Here is a 20,306-nt window from a genome sequence, read left to right on the forward strand (position 1 = left end):
ATGTAACCTCATCTCCTGGCTATACAGACGGAAGGGTTGGGTGCCGTATGGTTAATCGGATTAACAGCGATGCTGCTTATAGTGAATCGTTAACGGAAGATCGCGCATCAACAAGTACTGAAGCCGTTTGGTTTGCCAGCGAAGATATTACGGAAGCGGACGAGCCCTATTTGCCGCCTTTACTAGACGACAGCTTTCACCAGTGGATCAACGAGGCGGAAGGACTCCCTTTGTTCCAGTCTGGTGAATTTTCATTATTCGGTGCTGATTGCCAGCGAATTGCCGTTACCGGGCAACTCAGCATGGATCGGCCGGATGGTTTAACCGCTATAGTGAATACCGTTATTTCCTCCGTGTTCGAACAGAGGTTGACGGTTGCAATGAACTTGGACGAACTGCATGTGGTTGGCGTTCCGGTGAGGAAGCGTACGGAGGATCTGGTGTTCTCGGTCTTATGTTATGTGACCGAAGCGGAAGCAGATGCCTCATCAGCGAACCATGCGCAGAATGTAGAGATATGCGCTTATCATTTCCGCAGTTGCTTCTACAGAAGGTTCGAGCAGCTTTATGTTCAGGATCTGCTCGTGCAACAGAAGCAGACGGAGAAGGAAGCAAAGAGAAGAGATGCGCTGTTTCTTGCCGCGAAGCGGCTTTATGATCAGATCGATGTATCGTCGGTGCTGTCAGAGATGCTGAGCAGTCTTGAACAGCTCTATCCAAGCTCCGAGGTTCATCTTTACTTATCGCAGGACCATCTCAATGGAGACGAGCGTGTGAAGCCGCTCGTATTCAAGAATGCGGCGCATGATCTCGTTGCGAAAGCGTTCCTCGACGGACAATCCGCAAGCGAGCACGATCGTGACGGCACGATTCGCCTGGCGGTTCCGATGACGGGCAAACAAGCAGCATATGGCGTCTTGTGTATGACGATTGGACCGGGCAAATGGGACGAGGCCGACTTGCCGGCGTTTCTGCTGCTCGCCGACACGGCTGGTTCGGCGTTCGAGAACGCCAAGCTATACGAGCAGTCCAATCTGCTCATTAACGAGCTGAGGCTTATTAATGAACTCACGAAGCGTCTTAATCAGTCGCTGCGCCTCAAAGAAATATTTCAATTCGCGACAAGCGAATTGCTTACGATATTCGATGCCGATTATTGCTGCGTTCTGCAGATGAATAAGGAGAAGGACCAGTTCGTTGTTATGTCGAGCAACTTTCCGGCATTGGCGAGCGAGCATTTCTCGCCGGAATACGGGTTCTGCGGCATGGTATACAGGACAAGAGAACCGCTCATCATATCCGATTATTGGCATACGAGAGTCGTGACGTCGAAGCTGATGGACAATACGGGTTCGCGTTCGCTTATCGCTGCGCCGATTATGGTGGATGGCGAAGTGGTAGGCGTTATTCTAGTCACGCACAAGGTGCCGAACTTCTTCTCGTATGATAATTATAAGCTGCTGCAAGTGATGAGCACGCATATAGGTCTTGCCGTTACGAATGCCTCTTTGCATGCCGAGGTGCGTCGAATGGTCATTACCGACAATTTGACAGGTCTGCATGCGCGTCATTATTTGAATGAGCAAATTCAGAACCGCCAGCGGAAGGACCCGTTCGGAGCTCTTATTCTCGTCGACATTGATTACTTTAAGAAAGTGAACGATACGTTCGGCCATCAAGTAGGCGACCAAATATTGATCCAAGTGAGCAATATTATTAACGCATCGATCAGGCAAGGCGATATAGCAGCCCGTTGGGGCGGCGAGGAGCTCGCGGTGTATTTGCCGGGCATTAGAGCGGAGCAAGCATATCGGATTGCCGAGCGCATACGGATGCATGTGGAAGCGGAGACCGATCCGGTCGTCACCGTATCCTGCGGCGTATCGGAATGGACGTTCGAGAACGAGAAAATTAGCGTGGAATCGTTGTTTTATCGTGCGGACATGGCGCTGTACGAAGCGAAGAACAACGGAAGAAACTGCATTTTTGTCGGACAGAATTAAAGGGTCGTGACATAGACAGATTAGCGTAATTCGTTAGGGGAGCGTCGTTATCGACGCTCTTTTCTTTTGTTTTCTCTTCGGCATGAGGAATAAGACGGGGATACGTGAGGGGAGTCTACGTAGAAGGTCTGTAATGCGGAAGGAGAGCTTATGAGAGACAAACGTAAGAAGAATGCCGCTTGTATCCTATTATGCGCTAGCATCGCTTTAGGGGGCTGTGGCGGCATGAATGTGCAGAGAGAGCCTGAGCAGTGGCTGTCGTTATCTTATTCGGGTCTTGCGGCTATGGATCAATATGCGTTCACAGGATCAATGGACATGAGCTTGGACGGGGGAATGCCAGTCAGCCCGCAGACGTTCCAAGGAAAAGTCGCCGATCATAAACAGTTAACGCTCCAAACGAACAGCGGTGATCAGCTCCATATTAACCCAGCCCATGTTCTGGAGTCGCTTGCGCAATCCGACAACATAAAAATCGTTGTAAGCGATTCGTCCGACCCGGATACGATCACGCTGCAAATTGCCGAGGACGCCGCTTCAGCAAAGGAGAAATGGGAGCAGCGTCTTAGGCAGCAGCTTGAGGCGCTTATGGTGAATGAGCCGCCTGACTCTGCGCCTTATAAGAAAGAGTGGGAGCAGGAGGCCGAGCGTTCTCGCGAGCAGCTAGAAGCGATGCTGAGGTCGATGAGTACGAAGACGAGCTATGAGCTCGTTATTGACGAGAACCGGCTGCTTCCGCTCAGGCTGGATGAGCAGACGGATTTTCAGTATGAATATGGCGGTAAGAAGGCTTCGGAGGCGCGCCATACAACTATCCGATTTCACGCCTTCGACGGAGCCTCAAGCGCCGCCTTTCAATGACATTGAGCCGTAAGAACGGCGACAGCCGTTTCACCTTATGGTACGATATTAGGGAAGGCGCTAATGCTAATTAAGCAATTGAACACTTAAAGGAGATGAACGAACGTATGCGCGATCCAAGAATTCAGAAACTTGCACAAAATCTAGTCTGTTACTCCATTGACGTACAGCCTGGCGAAAATGTGTTGATCGATATAATCGGTTCAGAGCGTGAGCTTGCCAAAAGCTTGATCGAGGAGGTGGCTAAGCGCGGCGGCAGACCGTTCATCGAGACGAGCGACCGCACGGTACTGAGGACAATGCTTCATCATGCAACAAAAGAGCAGCTTGAACTATGGGCAGCGCTCGATCTGGAGCGCATGAAAAACATGCAGGGTTACATTGCCGTTCGTTCCGGCGAGAACGCGAATGAGCTTTCCGATGTTCCCGAAGAGAAAATGCGCTTATACGAGCAAATTTATCGTAACCCCGTACATATGGAGCAACGTGTCAAGAAGACGAAATGGGTTATTTTGCGCTATCCGAATCCGTCCATGGCGCAGCTTGCTAACATGAGCACAGAAGCGTTCGAGAACTTTTATTTTGACGTATGCAATCTTGACTACGCGAATATGGATAAGGCGCAGGATCCGCTGCAAGCGCTGATGAAGAGGACGGACCGTGTCCGTATTGTCGCGCCAGGAACCGACCTTACTTTCTCAATCAAGGGCATTGGAGCGAAGAAATGCTCCGGACATCGGAACATTCCTGACGGCGAAGTGTTCTCTGCCCCGGTTCGCGATTCCGTACAGGGAACGATTACGTACAACGCGCCAAGCGTGTATTCCGGCGTTTCGTTCCAGAACATTTCCTTTACGTTCGAGAATGGCAAGATCGTCAAAGCCGAAAGCAATGATACGAAACGTCTGAACGAAATATTGGATGCAGATGAGGGAGCTAGATATATCGGGGAGTTCGCGATCGGCTTCAATCCGTATATTTTGCATCCGATGAACGACATCCTGTTCGACGAGAAAATCGCCGGCAGCTTGCATTTTACGCCGGGTCAAGCGTATGAAGAGACGGACAATGGCAATCGTTCGTCTGTGCATTGGGATTTGGTACTCATTCAGAGACCGGAATACGGCGGCGGTGAAATTTACTTCGATGACGTATTGATTCGCAAAGACGGTCGATTCGTTATTCCAGAGCTTGAAGCGCTCAATCCGGAGAACCTTAAAGGCGAGTAATAATAGCTTCTAACTCCAAATATGATGTGTTCTAACGGGGGATCTCAGGCTATGAAAATTGGAAAATAAAGCGTTTTTCATTTTTCCTCTTGATGGATGTGAGATTTCGGGTTATCATGGTGTCAAAGGTAAGCTTTACTAAAATAACTGGAGGGATCTCCCATGTCCAATAATGCTGCAATAGTTGAAATTTCCCAAACGGCTGGCCAATTCCGCTCATCCATCGTTCTACAAGCCGAGAGTAAATATATCGATGTAAAGAGCATTCTCGGACTATTCACGACGCTTGTGGGAGGCCACGCTTACGAGCTTCACGTTCACGGACCTGATGCTGAAGAAGCGAAGGCTGCAATGGCAGCTGTATTCGCTAAGCATAACCTTAATGTATCTGTAATTACGGAATAATTGTACGATTGTTTCCAACCGGAGCACTCCTCGCTTTTGCGAAGGAGTGCTTTTCTGTTTTGTCCTTGTGTATTCGTCCTTTTTCGTCTAATATAAAAGGTATAGAAGACGGCGGTACGCGCACAGGGGGGAAAACGATGTCTTCACCGGAAATAACTGTTCAATTGCATGAGAAAGCGCTTCGTCTCCTTCAGGAAGATGCGAGTAAAATAGAAAAGTTGATCGAAGTTCAGATGGAGAACTTGACGACTCGTCAATGTCCGCTGTACGAGGAAGTTCTAGATACGCAAATGTACGGTTTCTCGAGAGAGGTCGACTTTGCCGTTCGCGCCGGATTAATTGCCGAGCTGGCTGGGAAAGAAATCGTCAGCAGGCTTGAGAGAAATCTTGCCATGCTGTATGAAGCGTTAGATCGCAAAGAGTAGTCCCCCGATTCGGGAGACTACTCCTTTTTTTTGCCTATATGATTGTCATGCGCAACGTTAGACGAGATAGAACGCAATCCCTAGTATGACGTATACCATAAGCAGAAGTACGCCCTCGTACCAGTTCGTATTGCCGTCCCTGGAGACAGACTTGGCGATAAAGACCGATACGCCGATCGCGGTTAGCTCGATCGGGGTGAATACGATATCCATCGTATTGCCGAATAGCGTACTGACGATAATGAGCACTGGAGCAACGAACAAAGCGATCTGCAAGCTGCTGCCGATGGCGATCTCCACGGCTGCCCCGATCTTGTTCTTCATTGCGAGAATGACCGCAGCGCTGTGCTCTGCCGCGTTGCCGACGATGGCAATGACGAATGCCCCGATGAACAGTTCTGACAGTCCGAAGCGCTCCGAGAACGTATCCAGCGTATGTACGAGCCATTCGCTGACGAATGCGACCATTACGGTAGCTAGAACGAGGAAGAGGATTGATTTCATTTTCGACCAAGCTGGCTCTTCGCCGTGATCGGCATTCATATCGACGTCGGCAAGCATATCCTTGTGCGTAACCATCGAGAAGAGAAGCCAAAGCACATACGAGATTATGAGAATGCCTGCTACCGCAAGGCTTAGGAATTGGTCCTTGTCGAAGGTGAACTTCTCGGATACGACGAATACAGCCGGGACGAACAGACCGATGACGGCCATAATCATGAGCGTAGAGTTATGATCGGCGAGCCGGTTGTTGAACCGCTGCTCCTTGTACTTCAAGCCGCCAAGCAAAATACTAAGTCCAAGCACAAGCAGCAGGTTGCCGATAATGGCGCCCGTCAAGCTTGCCTTCACCATATCGAACAAACCTTCCTTGACGAGGAAGATGGCGATAATGAGTTCGGCCGCATTGCCGAACGTGGCGTTCAGAAAGCCGCCAAGCCGTTGTCCTGCATAATGTGCGACGCTTTCCGTAGCTTTGCCTAGGAAGCCCGCTACAAATATAATCGCAATTGCCGATATGACGAACTGCACCGTCATGTCCCAATGAGCGTAATGGCCTACTGCGCTGAGAACGAACATGACAATAAGCCCCGAGAAAAACAACTTCTGATTCAATAGCTCCACCTCTTCTTGACTTTGCTGAAATCCTGCTAATAATATAGCGAAAAAAAAGGGAGAAGTAAACTTTTACCAATATAATAACATTCGCGGGTATATTCAAAGCTTAGCCTCCTTGATTACATCGTATCCATCTATTACAATGTTCATATATGGCAAAAACGAGGAGTGAATCACATGACCGAAGACCTTCAAACAGGTATTATTCGTATTTCTGATGATGTAGTAGCTACGATAGCGGGACTTGCGGCACTTGAGACACCGGGCATTGCAGCGATGTCGGGCGGCATCTCGGAAGGTTTGGCTAAACGTCTAAGCGGCAAAAACGTTCAAAAAGGCGTTTCCGTCGAGGTTGGCCAAGTTGAAGCAGCAATCGATCTTCGGATAATCGTTCACTATGGCATTCCGATTCAAGAGGTATGCCGTCAGCTTCAACTGAACGTTCGTGAGTCGGTTGAGAATATGACGGGGTTACATGTTGTCGAGGTGAACGTGAAGGTCGAAGGCGTCGCGTTCAAAGAGGAAGAGCTTGAAGAGGCTCAAAGACTTAAATAAAGCATTCCAAAATAAAACGGTATCCATCTTAGCGGATGGATACCGTTTTTTGGCTTGAGCGAGTCGTAGCAGCTGTGCTGCGGGTGGTGCTCGCTTTCTCGATTCGATTCGATTCTCTCGATATGCTAAGCAGGACGCCCATACTCATGAGACACACGAGCAGTGAGGAGCCCCCGTGGCTAATGAACGGCAGAGTTACGCCGGTAAGCGGTATGGCGCCGGTAACGCCGCCAATGTTGATGAACGCTTGGATGGCGAGCAGGCCGACAATGCCGACGCCAACGACGGTACCGTATTCATCCGAGCATCGCAACGCTATGATAAGACCGCGCCATAGGAAGCATAAGTAGAAGAGCAGGAACAGCGTGCCGCCGATAAAACCAAATTCCTCGCCGATAACGGCAAAGATGAAGTCGTTGTATGCAAATTTCAAATAATGCAGCTTCTGGACGCTTTCGCCAAAACCGGCACCGCTTATGCCGCCATGTCCGAAAGCTTGAAGCGACGATACCAGTTGCCAACCCGAGTCCTGTGCATCGGCTAACGGATCGGCATACGTTGTGAAACGAGCAATCCGGTATTCCCACTTATCAGGGTCGATCGCCATCGAAATGCTGAATACGACGGCGACCAGCAGTACGACGGCAAGTCCCGACGTTGCCGCTTGCTTCAAGTTCGCTCCGCCAGCGAAAATCATTACGATCGCGCTGGCTGCAAGAACGAGACAGGAGCCCAGATCGGGCTGCATCATAATAATGCCGCATACGGCTCCAACGATAATGATGACTGGCAGAAGTCCTTTCTTGAAGTCCCGGAACTTGTCGCCTTTCTTGGAAATAAGCGCTCCAAGATATAGAATGACGGCAAGCTTCGCCGGTTCCGTAGGTTGGATGGTGAAAGGGCCGATCTGAATCCAACTCTTTGCTCCGTTAATATCGGGAGCGATGAAAGGCACTAAAACAAGCAGCAGCATGACCGGAATGAAGTATAGCAAAAACAGCTTCTTGTATACTTGATAGCGGATGTTCATGCTGAATAGCAACGCGAATATACCAAGGCCAGCCCAAACGAGCTGGCGTTTCGTAAAGTACAGTGCATCGTTATGCTCAACGAGCGCAATGCTGGAGCTAGCGCTGTAGACCATGACAAGTCCGAAGCCGACGAGCAGAAGCGTCATTACGAGAAGCAGAAAGTCTGGTCTTCCACGGCCACCGTTCTGCGGTTGCTTCATATTGCGACCGCCTAAGCCAACAGTTGTTTCAATTGCTCGATGCGTTGCGTTGCCGTGTTCATGATTGCTTGCGGAATCGGCGATTCATATTCCATTCCGTGCGGGAAAGTGGCTCGTCCAATATAGACAGCCTCGATAGCGAGCACAGCATGCGGCGATTCCAGCTTGCCTTCAACGGCGCGCGTGTTGATGCGCAGGAAGTATTCGTTGCCGTTCACGTGATCCTCAAGCTTCAAATCGTATGTAGCGCGATAGTATTCCCATTGCCAACGAACAAAGCCAACTTTCTCGGCGGATTCGTCCAAATGGTACAGTTCGCTCTTAACACCGTTTAATCCGGTATTTTCAATAATCATGGTAGTTCCTCCTAAAGGTTTTGTTGAAGCAAACCTGGCTCTGCAAGCTACTGCTTCCAATCATCGGACATAAGTTGTCCATTCTTTACTCATGATAGTATGTTTCCCCAGCTAGCGCAACCCTTACTCCTTAGTCATCATTACCTTAATAGTGACATTTTTGAGAACAGTAGCGGAAGGTATAGCGGCTCGTTTAATAAGCTTCCTTAAAGCTGCGGTTATCTGTTAAAATAGATGAAAAAAGTTCGTGCGGAGAGGGAGATTCGAGATATGCACAATTACAAAGAAATAGAGCATGCGATGCAGCGTCTCTATCCCGATATGGTACGGTGGCGCAGACATCTTCATCAGTTTCCGGAATTATCCTTTCACGAGAGAGTGACGTCGCAATGGATTGCGACCAGACTTGCAGAGTTTGGCTGCACAGTGCGGAGCGACGTAGGCGGACATGGATTGATGGTTACGATAAAAGGAGATAAGCCCGGCCCCGTAGTGGCGCTGCGGGCAGATATAGACGCATTGCCGATTCAAGATGAAAAGGAATGCGCATACGCATCGAAGGTGCCGAATGTGATGCATGCGTGCGGACATGACGGCCATACGGCGGCTTTGCTGGCCGTAGCCGCTTATTATTCGGCGAATCGCGGTCAGATTGCCGGTGAACGCCGCTTACTGTTCCAGCCTGCCGAGGAACAGACGCCTGGCGGAGCGAAGCCGATGATCGAAGACGGGGCGCTTGATGGTGTAGATGCAATTTACGGCGTACATTTATGGACACCGATTCCCTATGGAATAGTTGCCTCGAGACCCGGGGCGTTCATGGCGGCTGCGGATGAATTCGTTATCGATATTATCGGTCGCGGAGGTCATGGCGGACTGCCGCACCAAACGATTGACGCGATCGTTGTCGGTTCGGCGATCGTGCAAGCCGCGCAGACGATCGTGAGCCGCAGCGTTAATCCGCTGCACCCGGCTGTCGTATCGATCGGATCGTTCCAAGCCGGAACGACGAACAATATTGTGGCGGAGAGATGCCGCATGAAAGGCACGGTAAGAACGTTCGATGAGCATACGAGAGCGCTTATACACGAGCGCCTGGAGGCCGTGATCCGGCATATTTGCGAGATGCACGGAGCGAAGTATGAATATCATATGCGCATCGGCTACCCGCCGGTCGTCAATGACGACAAGGAAGCGGAGCGCTTCTTCCAAGTAGGAGCAACCTTATTCGGCGAAGAGTCGGTTCAGCGTTCAGAGCCGCTAACCGTTGCCGAGGACTTCTCTTATTATTTGAACGAGGTGCCGGGCTGCTTCATGTTTGTCGGCGCCGGCAATGAGGAATGCGGAGCAACGTTTTCGCATCACCATCCAAGATTCGATATCGACGAGCGGGCGATGAGCAAATCCGCTTCGCTGCTAATTGGCATGGCAGAGCATTATGCAAGTGAATTTGCAGGCTAATCATGAATATCCCGTTATTTAGACTTCGTATGAACGCTGCGGCCGAAGGGCAAGCTAATCGCCGATGCACGTTCAAGGAAGGATGATAAAGGAATGAGTAATCATACAGTCGAACAATTAATGTCAACGAATTGTGTTACTGCGACGCTGCTCGATAACGTCTACGAGCTTGCGGTGAAGATGAAGCAGCATGATATCGGATTTATACCGATTGTTAATGGAAATAAGCTGATCGGTGTCGTAACGGACCGGGATCTGGTCGTGCGAGGATATGCCGAGAAAAACCCAGGCTCGGAAGCTGTAGAGACGGTGATGACGCCTTCTCCAATCACGATCGAGCCTTCGTCTTCCGCTGACGATGCGGCGGCATTAATGGCGGAGCATCAAATTAGAAGGCTGCCGGTCGTTCAGGAAGGGATGCTCGTTGGCGTAATCGCCATAGGCGATCTAGCTGTAAGGGATATTTATGCCAATGAAGCCGAGGCTGCTCTTAGCGCTATTTCCGAGCACAGTCATAGCGGCCATCTGCATTAAATAATAAAAGGCTGGCGGGGGCATTGCATATGCCTCTCGCCAGCCTTTTTTTTGCACTACTTATCTTCCCACACGGTGACAAGCTCATTACTCGCGTTGTACAGTTCGCCGGGATCCGTCTCGCTATTGCTCCACACGCTTTCCTTGCCCCAACGCAGCGTTTTGTCAGGCAACAGCTCATTGCCGCTGTTAGAAGAGATCGTAACGTTCTCGCCCGCGGCAAGCATGTATTTTTCGAATTCATACGTTTGATTGCCGCGGACGCTCACGAGCTTCCAACCGGCCAGCTCTATGTCCTGTCCGGATTCATTGCTTATCGTGGCAAGTTCGTCTTGCTTATCGACGGTAAGCAAGATTCCGGTTTGCTCAGCTGTCTTGACCGGATAGGCATTTTTGAATTTCTCGCGATCGGTTCCCCAAAGGCCTAGCTCCGCTTGTTTCGCGGTTTGCTCGATCTGCTTGTACACGTTCTCAAGCTTGACGTTCGGCTCGACGATCATGACCTTGGCAAGCCCTTCCTTAAGCAGCAGCTCATTCAATATTCGTCCGTCTTTCAGCTCAACCACGGCCAAGGTTCGTTCGTACTTGTCCATCTGCTCCTTATCGAAAGTAAGCCTAACCTCTGCAGACTCCGTTAACACTTGCTTCGTATATATGGATGCCTCGCTGCCGAAAGGTTCTTCAGGTCTACTCGAATCCTCATGGGCAATTTCCGGAGTATTTACGTAGAGCAGTCGGATGGTACGGTTGTCGTCTCCGACATTTATTTTGAAGGTATCGCCGTCGATGTAATCGGATACGGAATACCATACGTTCGTTTGTAGTTTCTGAGGGGTTGTTGTTGCCCAAGAGCAGCTGGCTAACGTCAAGCAGCCAAGCAGAAGCAACGTTATTCCTATTCGTTTCACCTTCGCATACCTCCAATCAGTCGTAATGATGAAGCCTATTTCAATTAATATACCACAAAATACGACCAAGAATCGCAATTCATTGGTCACGGTATGGCATAAAATCATAAAAAACCTTTCATACTGACAGAAGAAGGACTCTGTTTGAGGAGGGAAATCGATGCTGGAGCAATCAGAAGGAGCGATAATCGTCCAATCCGATTTGACGATATTGCTGGATGAGCAGAGTAGTGGCGCGGAGCAGGCAAGAGAAAAGCTGCTGCTGTTTGCCGAAGCCGTGAAGCAGGCTGGAACGCTGCATACCTATCGGATTACGGCGTTGTCTTTGTGGAATGCTGCGGCTGCCGGTTATAGTGCGGAGGAGCTCATTGGCTGGCTTAACGCATTTGGACGTTATGACTTGCCCTTCGCTGCGGAATCATCCATCCGCAGGCTGATCGGAAGGTACGGCAGGCTGACGTTGACGGCTGATCAAGACGTGCTGCTGCTTAGCGGAGACAAGGAATTGATGGAAGAACTTGCTGCTCAGTCGGCCATAGATAAGTGGGTTGCCAAGCGCCTTTCGGAGGAGACTTGGCAGCTATCCGATGCTTGCCGGGGAGAATTGAAGCAGGAGCTCACAAGGCTTGGATATCCGATTATTGACCTGGCCGGCTATCATACGGGAGAAGCGCTTGCTGTGAAGCTGAGAGACGTAACGCTGCAGGGGAAAGCGTTCGGACTTCGGCCATATCAGAGGCTGGCGGCAGAGCAATTCTATCGTGACGGTACGGCGCAGGGGGGCAGCGGCGTTGTCGTTCTGCCTTGCGGCGCAGGGAAGACGATTGTCGGTATTGCCGCGCTTGCGAAGCTGAGCAGCGCCACGCTTATTCTGACATCGAATTCAACGTCCGTTAAGCAATGGAAGGATGAGCTGATCGACAAAACGACACTGAGCGAGACGGAAGTCGGTCAGTATTGCGGGGCATTGAAGCAAGTGCGTCCCGTCACGATTGCAACCTATAATATTTTGACCCATCGAAAGTCGAAGGATGAGCCCTTCTCTCATATGAAGCTGTTCTCGGAGCGGGATTGGGGACTCATTATTTACGACGAGGTGCATCTGCTTCCCGCGCCGGTGTTCCGGATGACGGCGGACATTCAAGCTACAAGGAGACTCGGCCTAACGGCTACGCTCGTGCGCGAGGATGGCTGCGCGGAGGACGTATATTCGCTTATTGGGCAGAAGCAGTTCGATCTGCAATGGAAAGCAGCCGAACGGGACGATTATATAGCTGCCGTCTCCTGTGCGGAAATAAGAGTACCTCTGACGCCAGCCTATGAGGATGAATATAACATCGCGGGAGCACGTTCGCGCTTGCGCCTTGCAGCGGAAAATCCAGGCAAGATGGAAGCGTTGAAGAAGCTTTTGGGAGAGCACGCAGGCAAGCCGACGCTTATCATCGGCCAATATTTGAAACAGCTGCGTGACGTATCGCAGAAGCTTAATGCTCCTTTACTCACAGGGGAAGTACCGCATGTCGAGCGGCAGAAGCTCTATGATCGGTTCAAGTCGGGTGAAATCGGGGTGCTGATCGTATCCAAGGTGGCCAACTTTGCCGTTGATTTGCCGGACGCGGCAGTTGCGATCCAACTGTCGGGCAGCTTCGGGTCCAGACAGGAGGAGGCGCAGCGCATTGGAAGGCTGCTGCGTCCCAAGGCCGCCGCGAACGAGGCTTGGTTCTATACGATCGTTACCGATCACACGAAAGAAACGGAATTCGCGTTGAAACGTCAGTTGTTCATGCTGGAACAAGGCTATACCTACGATCGACTGCTGCTCTCTGATCTGGATGCCAATAAGGAGGTTGTAAACCAGTGAAGCTGAGCGAGTTGTCCAAGAAGTTAACGAGACAGCAACAAATGGACTTCATTAATCATCGCGTCTGGTCGGACGCTAATCGAAGGCGGATGGACTGGGCGGAAGCTGCATCGAATCTTCAAGCAGTAGGGGAGGCTGCGGATAAGTTGTCTTCTCATGCCGCGATGCTGCTTACAGAAATGATCAGGGCATTCGGGGCAGAGCCGATAACCGAGGAGCGTCTTATAAGAGAAGTGCGGAGGCGAACGATGATGTCAGGCGCGGAATGCGATATGGCACAGGCGGAGCTGGAGCAAGCCGGTATTCTGTTCGCTGTCGTTAAAGTATGGGGCGAGCGGATATGCTTCCTGCCTAGAGACAGCTTCCTGCCATGGCAGCAATCGTTGTTTCCGGCCGAAGTGCAGCAGGTCTCGTCTAGCGATATGCTGTTATCAGGCGCAGTGACGGCAATGCCGGTCAACAAATCGCTTGGCAAGCAGTTAATGGATGCGCTGGCTGCGATGGGGCAAAACAGTATGTCGTTGACCACAAAAGGCGTATTAGCGAAAAAAACAGTTGCCGCTATCGTGCAGAAGGCGGTGTTCGAGGAGCATACGTTGATCGCCTCCGGATTAAGCTGGTCTAAGCGAGAGCACTATTCCTTGAAGGCGGCATTCCTATTAGAAGCAGCAGCGGCATTCAATTTGATTCGAATCGATAATGATAGGGTCCGCTGGAGCGAGGATCGTTTAGCCGCTTGGCTATGGCAAGACGAAGAAGAACGAGAATGGCGTCTGCTGCAATGGTGCTTGGATCTGCTGCTGCCAGTAGATGCCGCATCCGCACATCTTGTATCTGCCCTATGTGCGCTGGAAGTCGGCAAATGGTATCGAACCGATGATATTCGAGGTTTGCAGATTCAATGGAAGCTGGATAAGGAAGCGGGAGGGAAGACGCTTGATTGGCCGACGCTGCTGCTAGCATTCGGATGGATGGAAGCAGCCCAAGCAACGTCAAGCGGAAAGACAACGGAGTTCATTAGATGGAAGCTGAACGCAAATACAAGGAATATAGATGCAGTGGAGGGATCTGCTGCTAGTGTCAATTATGGCGATCGCCAGCTGCACGTGCAGCAGAATGGTGAACTCATTGTAGAGCCTGGTTGCCGCTTGGCGGTTCATTGGGAGCTCGGGCTTATCGCTGAGCTGATCGCTGATGAAACGGTTGCCATATATCGATTGACAGCAAGCTCCGTGACGCGTGCGCTGGAGTTCGGGCGAACGAAGCAGTCAATGATCGCGTGGCTGGAGCAGCAGAGCGGACAATCGGCGCTGCCCGAAACCGTCGGTGTGATGCTGGAGGAGTGGACGAGCAGAGCTTGCCGCACTTGGTTCGAAGAAGTAACGCTGCTGCGATGCGATAATAAGCAGATGGCAGATTGGGTTCGTATGAGCAGTGAGCTTGCCCCGATGCTTGTGCATGAAATCGGCTCAACCGATTTCATAGTGGATGCATCACTAGTCCCTGATATCAGAAAGCTGTTGCAGCGTGCCGGTTATCCGGCGCAGAAGGCGCTGCGCTCGAAGGAGACAGCAGCATCTTGCGTATCAGCCTTGTATCCTGTTATTCGCGAGGCAGTATCCGGTTCGGATAACGAAGCCGAAGCGGATGATGCTGAAGCAAGACGCACTGGCGCGTATTCGTTTCTATACGAGCCGAGCACGCTCGCGCACTTTGAGCTCGCGAGCGCTAAGGTACGCCTGAACGATCAATTGCATTCGCAGGAGCAGACTGTGCCTGCAATGTGGACGAAGCAGATGCGCGTATACCATCATTCCACGCGCAAGGAGCTTATTGAGAGAGCGTTAGCCTGGCAATCTCCTCTCCAGCTTCGGATGGACAGCGAGCTGCATTCATTCGTTCCTGAGCGTCTCGAGCAGCAGGGCGGAGACTGGGCGGTTGTGGGCATACTCAGGAACGATAAGGCGACGGATCATAAGCCGATAAGGCTGACGCCGGATATGTGGGACGAGATGAGGATCGTTATTCCTGGCCGTCCATATCCATAATAAACTCTACCTATTGGCTAAGCGGTTATGATATGATAGTGTAGAAGTAAGCAAGTGGAAAAGAGGTGGACGAATGCCAACTGTCGAAGGGGTGCAGGAGACTCTGTATGAGCAGCCCGAAAGCGGCGTGTCTTCGCTCGATATGGCGTCGCTGCTGCTTTGTGCCTATGAATTAGGTGATTGGATCAATGAATCGGTGGAAGTTGCCGAATATTTATATTGGAAGTCGGCTGTGAATGCCGATGAGCAAGTGAAGCAAATGTCCAGGCAATTCGCGAAAGCGAAGGAGCTGTTCGAGGAAACCGAACGCTTCGGAAGATTTCACCCGGATTATCATTCCGCTAAGGATAAAGTGAAGCAGATCGAGCAAAGCCTAGGTGAAATTGAGAGCGTACGCAACTTCAAGATTGCGGAGCAGGCTGTCGACGAAATGCTGTATGAAGTATCCCGGATGATTGCAGAATCGGTATCCGAGAATATCAAGGTGCCTAGCAACGAGAAGTCGTCCGGAGGCGGCTGCGGAGGCGGCGGATCTTGCAGCTGCGGAAGCGGCGGCTGCGGTTAATATGTGAAGCAGGAGGTATGCGAGCGATGCTGCCGGAGAGAACAGGTTATATCGTATGGGTAAGTGATTTGAAGGCGGCAAGGTCGCTGGAGCGCTTCGGAACGGTTCATTATATGTCTCGCAAGATGCATTACGTTGTGATGTACATGAATGCCGAACGGGCAGAGGAAGCGGTGCGCCAGATGGACAGACTGCCTTATGTCCGCAAGATCGAACGCTCCTACCGCAATGAGATCAAGACGGAATACAGCAAGGATAGCGAAGATAAGACAAGATCCTATAGCCTGTAAGTGGATGAGGTATAAGTAGAATAGAACGCGTCTAGCATCTTAAAGTTGCTAGACGCGTTCTTTTTTGTTAGGGTAGATTTACATATAATTACATATATGTATCGTCTTTAATTTAATGTTGAAAAATCGGACGAGCGTGATAGAATGGAATTAAATTCATAGTAAAAAAGCCCTGGTTCGTTAGGAGGAGTAGGTTGCGTAATGAAGGATAAAATGACGAGAAGATGGAATACATATGAGTCGTTTTATGTCGGTCTTGGCGATAAAAAAGTAGCTGATATCGTAATTACGAATCACGCCAAAAGCCGCTGGATCGACCGTATTGAGAGTGAGAAGACCGGATTTGAAGATATTGCCGAGTATTTGTGGGAATGTCTTAAGAACGGACGGATCGAGCCGTACTACCGCAACGAGCAGGACGTTTATTTGATTGATGACGATTTAGTATTTGTGGCCGAATTCGCGGATTCCTTCACAGAAACCGATATTACGGGCCGCCCGCTGCAGAAGATGATTGTTGTGACGTTTCTAGGACGCATGTCGGAGACAATCGAGCTACGTGACCTTAAGTCCTATTACTCATGGCTGCGTCATTCGCGCCGCATGACTTTAGTGAAGAACAGCAGAAAGCGCAAGTAATGGCAACAACATAGATGTACAGCCCTTAGGCATGCGATCTTTTATGGATTGCATGCTTTTTTTGCATATACGATACGACTATGCAAACGCTTTGTAGTATAATAACGGGAATACAAAGGAAGGATGACTTACCAATGGCGCTTAATTTTCATCAATTGCATATTTTCTTTACGGTTGCGGAGAGGGGCAGCTTCTCGGCAGCGGCACAGGCGCTGCATATGACCCAGCCGGCCGTGACGATGCAGGTGCAGTCGCTTGAGGATTACTTCGGGACGAAGCTGCTGCAGCGTTCGACCAAGCGAATCGATCTGACCGAGGCCGGCCGAGCGCTTATGCCTTACGCGGAGCGCAGCATTGATTTGATACGAGATACCGATCAGGCGATGTCAGCCTTCACGAAGCAGTTGAAAGGAAGACTGCAGCTAGGCTCAAGCTTAACGATCGGAGAGTATATATTGCCGAGGCTGCTAGGGCCGTTCGGTCAGGAATATCCGCATATAGCAATCAGCATGAAGGTTATGAATACCTCTCAAATAATGGAAGATATTCTGAATCATCAATTAAATTTCGGACTAATTGAAGCACCTGTCAATCATCCCGATATGCATATGGAAGCGGTAATGAGCGACGAGCTGCGGCTTATTGTCTCGAAAGATCATCCGCTTGCGGACCGAGAATCGGTAGCGCTTGAGGAGGTCATGGAGTATGCGTTCGTCTTGCGGGAGCAGGGATCGGGAACGCGGATTGTCATGGAAGAGCAATTGAAGCGGAAGAAGATTGATCCGGCAAGCATGAAGATCGTAATGGAGCTCGGTAGCACAGGTGCAGTGAAGTCGGCGGTGGAAGCGGGTCTTGGCATTTCGTTCCTCTCTGCGTCGTCAGTCAAGCACGAGGTAGCGCTTGGACTTATCCGGATGATAAAAATTCCTGATGCCAACTTCCAGCGGCAATTTTATTCGATCTATTTGAAATCGGCCTTGCTGCCGATCTCAGCGGTTACTTTTTTGACGTTTCTGAGAGAGAGGGACTTGCAGCAATGGTTATAAAAGGCGGACTAGCTGATCTTCATACACATACGACGGCATCGGACGGCCTGCATTCGCCATCGGAAATTGTTCAGTTCGCTAAAGCGGCTGGACTGGCTGCTGTCGCGATAACCGATCATGATACGGTGGCGGGAATAGACGAAGCGCTGGCCGAAGGCGAGCGTCTCGGCATAACAGTCGTGCCGGGCGTGGAAGTAAGCACCGTCGCAAGCGGCAACGATATTCATATTCTCGGCTACTTCACGAATGGATCGGATACAAAGTGGCTCGCGAGGCTGGAAAGTTTAAGAGATGTCCGTAATCGCAGGAATGATATGATCGTTAATCGGCTGAACGAGCTAGGTGTAGACATTACGATGGACGATGTGCGCGAAGCAGCACGGTCCAAGCAGACTTCAAGCGAGGCCTCCGCAAAGGCGTTCAGCATTGGACGACCGCATATTGCGGAGGTGCTCCTTCGCCTAGGTGCCGTCTCTTCGATGAGTGAGGCGTTCGATAAGTATTTGGGGAGCGGCGCTGCCGCTTATGTCAATCCTCCGCGGCCTACGCCTTTCGATGCGGTCGATTGGATACGTGAAGCAGGCGGAACGAGTGTTATCGCACATCCAGGTTTGTATGGGGACGATGAGCTTGTTGAAGCTATTGTGAAGCACGGCGTGAACGGAATCGAAGTGTTTCACTATGATCACGGCGAGAAGGAAGAGTCCCGGTATGCTGCAATGGCGGCTCAATATAACCTGATCGTTACAGGAGGCTCGGACTTTCACGGCTCTCGGCAAGGGAAAGTGTTCCATGGCGCGGTCGGCAGCCGTACAGTAGATGCAGGCACGATTACATATTTGCGTCGACCGAACGTATGAAGGGGCCATAACGCAAAAAAATCACGGCAGCTTGTTCAGTAGAACAAGTCCGTGATTTTTTTTTGTGATGATGGTGGAAGTTTAGCTGCTTACGGATACCAGGCTCTTGATCCGCTCTTCATCCGGCGTAATAAACAGCGTCTTCTGATTATCGTAAATGACGAAGCCCGGCTTAGCGCCATTCGGCTTTCGGACATGGCGAATGAACGTGTAATCGACCGGAATCAGGCTCGAGTCTCGCGCTTGGCTATAATGCGCCGCAAGCATTGCCGCTTCCTCAAGTGTCGCATTGCCGAAGTCTCCGCCCCGAATGACGACATGGGAACCGGGAATATCCTTTGTATGCAGCCAAGTGTCGGACGGAGAGGCTAGACGGTTCGTTAAAAATTCGTTTTGCGTGTTGTTTTTGCCAACGTATACTTCTACGCCCTCAGAAGAAGTGTAGCGCAGCAGCGTAGGCTTAAGCGATTTTTTCTTCTTAGGACCTCGCCGACCGCGTTCCTTCATATAACCTTGCTCTACGAGCTCATCGCGTATTTCTTCAATGTCGGTAATGGCCGCATTATCGAGCTGTTGGAGAAGCGATTCGAAGTATTCAATTTCCTTCTGGGCGATCTCCATTTGCTCGGCGACGATCGTGAGACTGTTCTTATGTTTCGTATAACGTCTGAAGTAGCGCTGAGCATTGTCTGAAGGGGTGAGCTGCGGATCAAGCTCGATCGTAACGACGGCTTGCTCCTCGTCATAGAAGTTGACAAGCTCGATCGTCGTATCGCCCCGCTTCATCTGATGCATATAAGCGGTCAGCAGTTCGCCGAGCACTCTATATTTCTCCGCATCCTTCGCTTCTACAAGCGTATCTTCCAGCTTCGTGATCTTCGAGATGTTCTTCGCTTTCTCATTCTGTACGAAGCGGATCAGATCGGCTGCGCGTTGCTTGACAGTATCCCGCTGCGCCTTATCTCCAAAGAACGCCTGCAGACATTCGCTAACGGCCGGATAGGAAGCCTCGACACCGTTAATATGAGTTAGTTCGGTAACGGAGAAAAACAGTTTGCCGCTCGTTTCATCGGTCTTGATGACGGGGGAGTATCGGTGCGCTTTCATCTCACCTATAAACGACTCGAAGCTGCGCCATATTGCGCCCGTGTCCTCCGCTTCTGTTCCAGCGCGATAAGCGATTTCCTTGGCGATAAGCGGGCTTAGTCCGCTGAATGCTTCAACAAGCCGTTTGCCTGCTGCCGAGCCTTCCGTTGTGTGTTCGTACGCTTCTCGGAATCGTTCCTCGCTGTCAATGACGAACGGATTTGTCTTGCTTTGGTCAGGCGGCGGTGTATAGTTGCTGCCCGGCATGACGATCCGATAGCTGCTGATCGAGGGCGTGACATGATGAATGCCGTCGTGAATCGTTTGTGTGGCTGGGTCCACTAAGATGATATTGCTATGACGGCCCATTATTTCGATAATAATCGTTTTGACTGAAATATCGCCGAGCTCGTCCCGATGCTTCACATCGATATGAATGACGCGCTCGTTATCGATTTGGCGAATGCCTTCTATAATGCCGGATTCACAATATTTGCGGAGCAGCATGCAGAACATCGGCGCTTCCATCGGATTCAAGTAGCTTGAAGTCGTCCAGTGCACCCTCGGATATGTCGGATTCGCCGACAGCAGCAGCTTGCCTTGCACGCCCGCGCCTCTGATGCTGAGTACCAGCTCATGCTCGGTTGGTTGATGGATCTTATGTATACGCGCTCCTATGCAGCGCTGCAGGTCATGGGTTATTGCTCTGGTGACAATGCCGTCTAAAGCCATAGCTGTGATTCCTCTCTTCCTTCGCGTAAGTCTTCTCCTATCATGCCATAGTTAAGCCAAAAACTTAAGTCCCTTTTGGGATAATTTCCGGG

General features: G+C 50.7%; 20 protein-coding genes. 15 read left to right on the forward strand and 5 right to left on the reverse strand.

From position 1 onward, the window contains the following. Positions 1–47: 47 nt before the first annotated feature. The 5 genes from AC0YN0_RS06210 (at position 48) to AC0YN0_RS06230 (ending at position 4,923) form a co-directional block, all read left to right on the forward strand. A complete protein-coding gene (locus AC0YN0_RS06210; RefSeq protein WP_475820466.1) occupies positions 48–2,003 on the forward strand; it encodes a diguanylate cyclase in 1,956 nt (651 codons plus the stop codon). Positions 2,004–2,228: 225 nt separating this feature from the next. After that, positions 2,229–2,864 carry a hypothetical protein gene (locus tag AC0YN0_RS06215; protein ID WP_475820467.1) on the forward strand — a complete coding sequence of 212 codons (636 nt, stop codon included), beginning with the start codon at positions 2,229–2,231 and terminating at the stop codon, positions 2,862–2,864. Between the two features lie 107 nt (positions 2,865–2,971). Further along, positions 2,972–4,093, forward strand: a complete 1,122-nt coding sequence (locus AC0YN0_RS06220; protein ID WP_475820468.1) for an aminopeptidase — start codon at positions 2,972–2,974, stop codon at positions 4,091–4,093. A 162-nt stretch (positions 4,094–4,255) separates the two neighbouring features. Continuing rightward, on the forward strand, positions 4,256–4,498 hold the full coding sequence (locus tag AC0YN0_RS06225; protein ID WP_337098736.1) for an HPr family phosphocarrier protein: 243 nt from the start codon (positions 4,256–4,258) through the stop codon (positions 4,496–4,498). Between the two features lie 137 nt (positions 4,499–4,635). Then, complete coding sequence (locus AC0YN0_RS06230) at positions 4,636–4,923, forward strand: Fpa/YlaN family protein (RefSeq protein WP_307203900.1); 288 nt, start codon at positions 4,636–4,638, stop codon at positions 4,921–4,923. A 57-nt stretch (positions 4,924–4,980) separates the two neighbouring features. On the opposite strand, the gene cax is transcribed toward AC0YN0_RS06230, so the two are convergent. Next, complete coding sequence (gene cax, locus AC0YN0_RS06235) at positions 4,981–6,039, reverse strand: calcium/proton exchanger (RefSeq protein WP_475820469.1); 1,059 nt, start codon at positions 6,037–6,039, stop codon at positions 4,981–4,983. A gap of 180 nt (positions 6,040–6,219) precedes the next feature. On the opposite strand from cax, the gene AC0YN0_RS06240 reads away from it, so the two are divergent. Beyond that, a complete protein-coding gene (locus AC0YN0_RS06240; protein ID WP_337098739.1) occupies positions 6,220–6,597 on the forward strand; it encodes an Asp23/Gls24 family envelope stress response protein in 378 nt (125 codons plus the stop codon). Between the two features lie 28 nt (positions 6,598–6,625). Here the strand turns inward: AC0YN0_RS06240 and ftsW are convergent, their stop codons facing one another. Together ftsW and AC0YN0_RS06250 are read right to left on the reverse strand one after the other, a co-directional pair. Further along, positions 6,626–7,828, reverse strand: a complete 1,203-nt coding sequence (gene ftsW / locus AC0YN0_RS06245; RefSeq protein WP_475820470.1) for a putative lipid II flippase FtsW — start codon at positions 7,826–7,828, stop codon at positions 6,626–6,628. A gap of 11 nt (positions 7,829–7,839) precedes the next feature. Next, on the reverse strand, positions 7,840–8,184 hold the full coding sequence (locus AC0YN0_RS06250) for a YugN family protein (protein ID WP_442051216.1): 345 nt from the start codon (positions 8,182–8,184) through the stop codon (positions 7,840–7,842). A gap of 270 nt (positions 8,185–8,454) precedes the next feature. On the opposite strand from AC0YN0_RS06250, the gene AC0YN0_RS06255 reads away from it, so the two are divergent. After that, positions 8,455–9,645, forward strand: coding sequence for an amidohydrolase (locus AC0YN0_RS06255; RefSeq protein ID WP_475820471.1), 1,191 nt, complete (start codon positions 8,455–8,457; stop codon positions 9,643–9,645). A 93-nt stretch (positions 9,646–9,738) separates the two neighbouring features. Continuing rightward, positions 9,739–10,179, forward strand: coding sequence for a CBS domain-containing protein (locus AC0YN0_RS06260; RefSeq protein ID WP_442051218.1), 441 nt, complete (start codon positions 9,739–9,741; stop codon positions 10,177–10,179). A gap of 56 nt (positions 10,180–10,235) precedes the next feature. On the opposite strand, the gene AC0YN0_RS06265 is transcribed toward AC0YN0_RS06260, so the two are convergent. Continuing rightward, on the reverse strand, positions 10,236–11,087 hold the full coding sequence (locus AC0YN0_RS06265; RefSeq protein ID WP_475820472.1) for a thermonuclease family protein: 852 nt from the start codon (positions 11,085–11,087) through the stop codon (positions 10,236–10,238). Between the two features lie 160 nt (positions 11,088–11,247). Between AC0YN0_RS06265 and AC0YN0_RS06270 the strand changes: the two genes are divergently transcribed. From AC0YN0_RS06270 to AC0YN0_RS06300, 7 genes are all read left to right on the forward strand, one after another. Continuing rightward, positions 11,248–12,948, forward strand: a complete 1,701-nt coding sequence (locus AC0YN0_RS06270; RefSeq protein WP_475820473.1) for a DNA repair helicase XPB — start codon at positions 11,248–11,250, stop codon at positions 12,946–12,948. Next, the gene (locus tag AC0YN0_RS06275) at positions 12,945–14,996 is read left to right on the forward strand and encodes a helicase-associated domain-containing protein (protein WP_475820474.1); all 2,052 of its coding nucleotides are present in this window, start codon (positions 12,945–12,947) and stop codon (positions 14,994–14,996) included. The genes AC0YN0_RS06270 and AC0YN0_RS06275 overlap by 4 nt, the downstream gene beginning before the upstream one ends. Positions 14,997–15,069: 73 nt before the next feature. Then, a complete protein-coding gene (locus tag AC0YN0_RS06280) occupies positions 15,070–15,561 on the forward strand; it encodes a YlbF/YmcA family competence regulator (protein WP_475820475.1) in 492 nt (163 codons plus the stop codon). A gap of 26 nt (positions 15,562–15,587) precedes the next feature. Further along, positions 15,588–15,851 (forward strand): YlbG family protein, encoded by a 264-nt coding sequence (locus tag AC0YN0_RS06285; RefSeq protein ID WP_475820476.1) that lies wholly within the window; start codon positions 15,588–15,590, stop codon positions 15,849–15,851. Between the two features lie 201 nt (positions 15,852–16,052). Next, complete coding sequence (locus tag AC0YN0_RS06290) at positions 16,053–16,490, forward strand: hypothetical protein (protein ID WP_337098749.1); 438 nt, start codon at positions 16,053–16,055, stop codon at positions 16,488–16,490. Positions 16,491–16,624: 134 nt separating this feature from the next. Further along, on the forward strand, positions 16,625–17,536 hold the full coding sequence (locus AC0YN0_RS06295) for a selenium metabolism-associated LysR family transcriptional regulator (protein WP_442051581.1): 912 nt from the start codon (positions 16,625–16,627) through the stop codon (positions 17,534–17,536). Then, entirely contained in the window at positions 17,527–18,396 is an 870-nt protein-coding gene (locus AC0YN0_RS06300) for a PHP domain-containing protein (RefSeq protein WP_475820477.1), read from the forward strand. Before AC0YN0_RS06295 ends, AC0YN0_RS06300 begins: the two co-directional genes overlap by 10 nt. Before the next feature lie 81 nt (positions 18,397–18,477). On the opposite strand, the gene AC0YN0_RS06305 is transcribed toward AC0YN0_RS06300, so the two are convergent. Beyond that, positions 18,478–20,214, reverse strand: coding sequence for an Rqc2 family fibronectin-binding protein (locus tag AC0YN0_RS06305; RefSeq protein ID WP_475820478.1), 1,737 nt, complete (start codon positions 20,212–20,214; stop codon positions 18,478–18,480). Positions 20,215–20,306: the final 92 nt, after the last annotated feature.

This window comes from Paenibacillus sp. J22P218 (assembly GCF_056269195.1).

What these genes read in the sequence shown, in the direction of transcription:
- AC0YN0_RS06210 (WP_475820466.1), top strand. Translation starts at nt 48, where the DNA reads ATGGTTAATCGGATTAACAGCGATGCTGCTTATAGTGAATCGTTAACG.
- AC0YN0_RS06215 (WP_475820467.1), top strand. Translation starts at nt 2,229, where the DNA reads ATGAATGTGCAGAGAGAGCCTGAGCAGTGGCTGTCGTTATCTTATTCG.
- AC0YN0_RS06220 (WP_475820468.1), top strand. Translation starts at nt 2,972, where the DNA reads ATGCGCGATCCAAGAATTCAGAAACTTGCACAAAATCTAGTCTGTTAC.
- AC0YN0_RS06225 (WP_337098736.1), top strand. Translation starts at nt 4,256, where the DNA reads ATGTCCAATAATGCTGCAATAGTTGAAATTTCCCAAACGGCTGGCCAA.
- AC0YN0_RS06230 (WP_307203900.1), top strand. Translation starts at nt 4,636, where the DNA reads ATGTCTTCACCGGAAATAACTGTTCAATTGCATGAGAAAGCGCTTCGT.
- AC0YN0_RS06240 (WP_337098739.1), top strand. Translation starts at nt 6,220, where the DNA reads ATGACCGAAGACCTTCAAACAGGTATTATTCGTATTTCTGATGATGTA.
- ftsW (WP_475820470.1), bottom strand. Translation starts at nt 7,828, where the DNA reads ATGAAGCAACCGCAGAACGGTGGCCGTGGAAGACCAGACTTTCTGCTT.
- AC0YN0_RS06250 (WP_442051216.1), bottom strand. Translation starts at nt 8,184, where the DNA reads ATGATTATTGAAAATACCGGATTAAACGGTGTTAAGAGCGAACTGTAC.
- AC0YN0_RS06255 (WP_475820471.1), top strand. Translation starts at nt 8,455, where the DNA reads ATGCACAATTACAAAGAAATAGAGCATGCGATGCAGCGTCTCTATCCC.
- AC0YN0_RS06260 (WP_442051218.1), top strand. Translation starts at nt 9,739, where the DNA reads ATGAGTAATCATACAGTCGAACAATTAATGTCAACGAATTGTGTTACT.
- AC0YN0_RS06270 (WP_475820473.1), top strand. Translation starts at nt 11,248, where the DNA reads ATGCTGGAGCAATCAGAAGGAGCGATAATCGTCCAATCCGATTTGACG.
- AC0YN0_RS06280 (WP_475820475.1), top strand. Translation starts at nt 15,070, where the DNA reads ATGCCAACTGTCGAAGGGGTGCAGGAGACTCTGTATGAGCAGCCCGAA.
- AC0YN0_RS06285 (WP_475820476.1), top strand. Translation starts at nt 15,588, where the DNA reads ATGCTGCCGGAGAGAACAGGTTATATCGTATGGGTAAGTGATTTGAAG.
- AC0YN0_RS06290 (WP_337098749.1), top strand. Translation starts at nt 16,053, where the DNA reads ATGAAGGATAAAATGACGAGAAGATGGAATACATATGAGTCGTTTTAT.
- AC0YN0_RS06295 (WP_442051581.1), top strand. Translation starts at nt 16,625, where the DNA reads ATGGCGCTTAATTTTCATCAATTGCATATTTTCTTTACGGTTGCGGAG.
- AC0YN0_RS06300 (WP_475820477.1), top strand. Translation starts at nt 17,527, where the DNA reads ATGGTTATAAAAGGCGGACTAGCTGATCTTCATACACATACGACGGCA.
- AC0YN0_RS06305 (WP_475820478.1), bottom strand. Translation starts at nt 20,214, where the DNA reads ATGGCTTTAGACGGCATTGTCACCAGAGCAATAACCCATGACCTGCAG.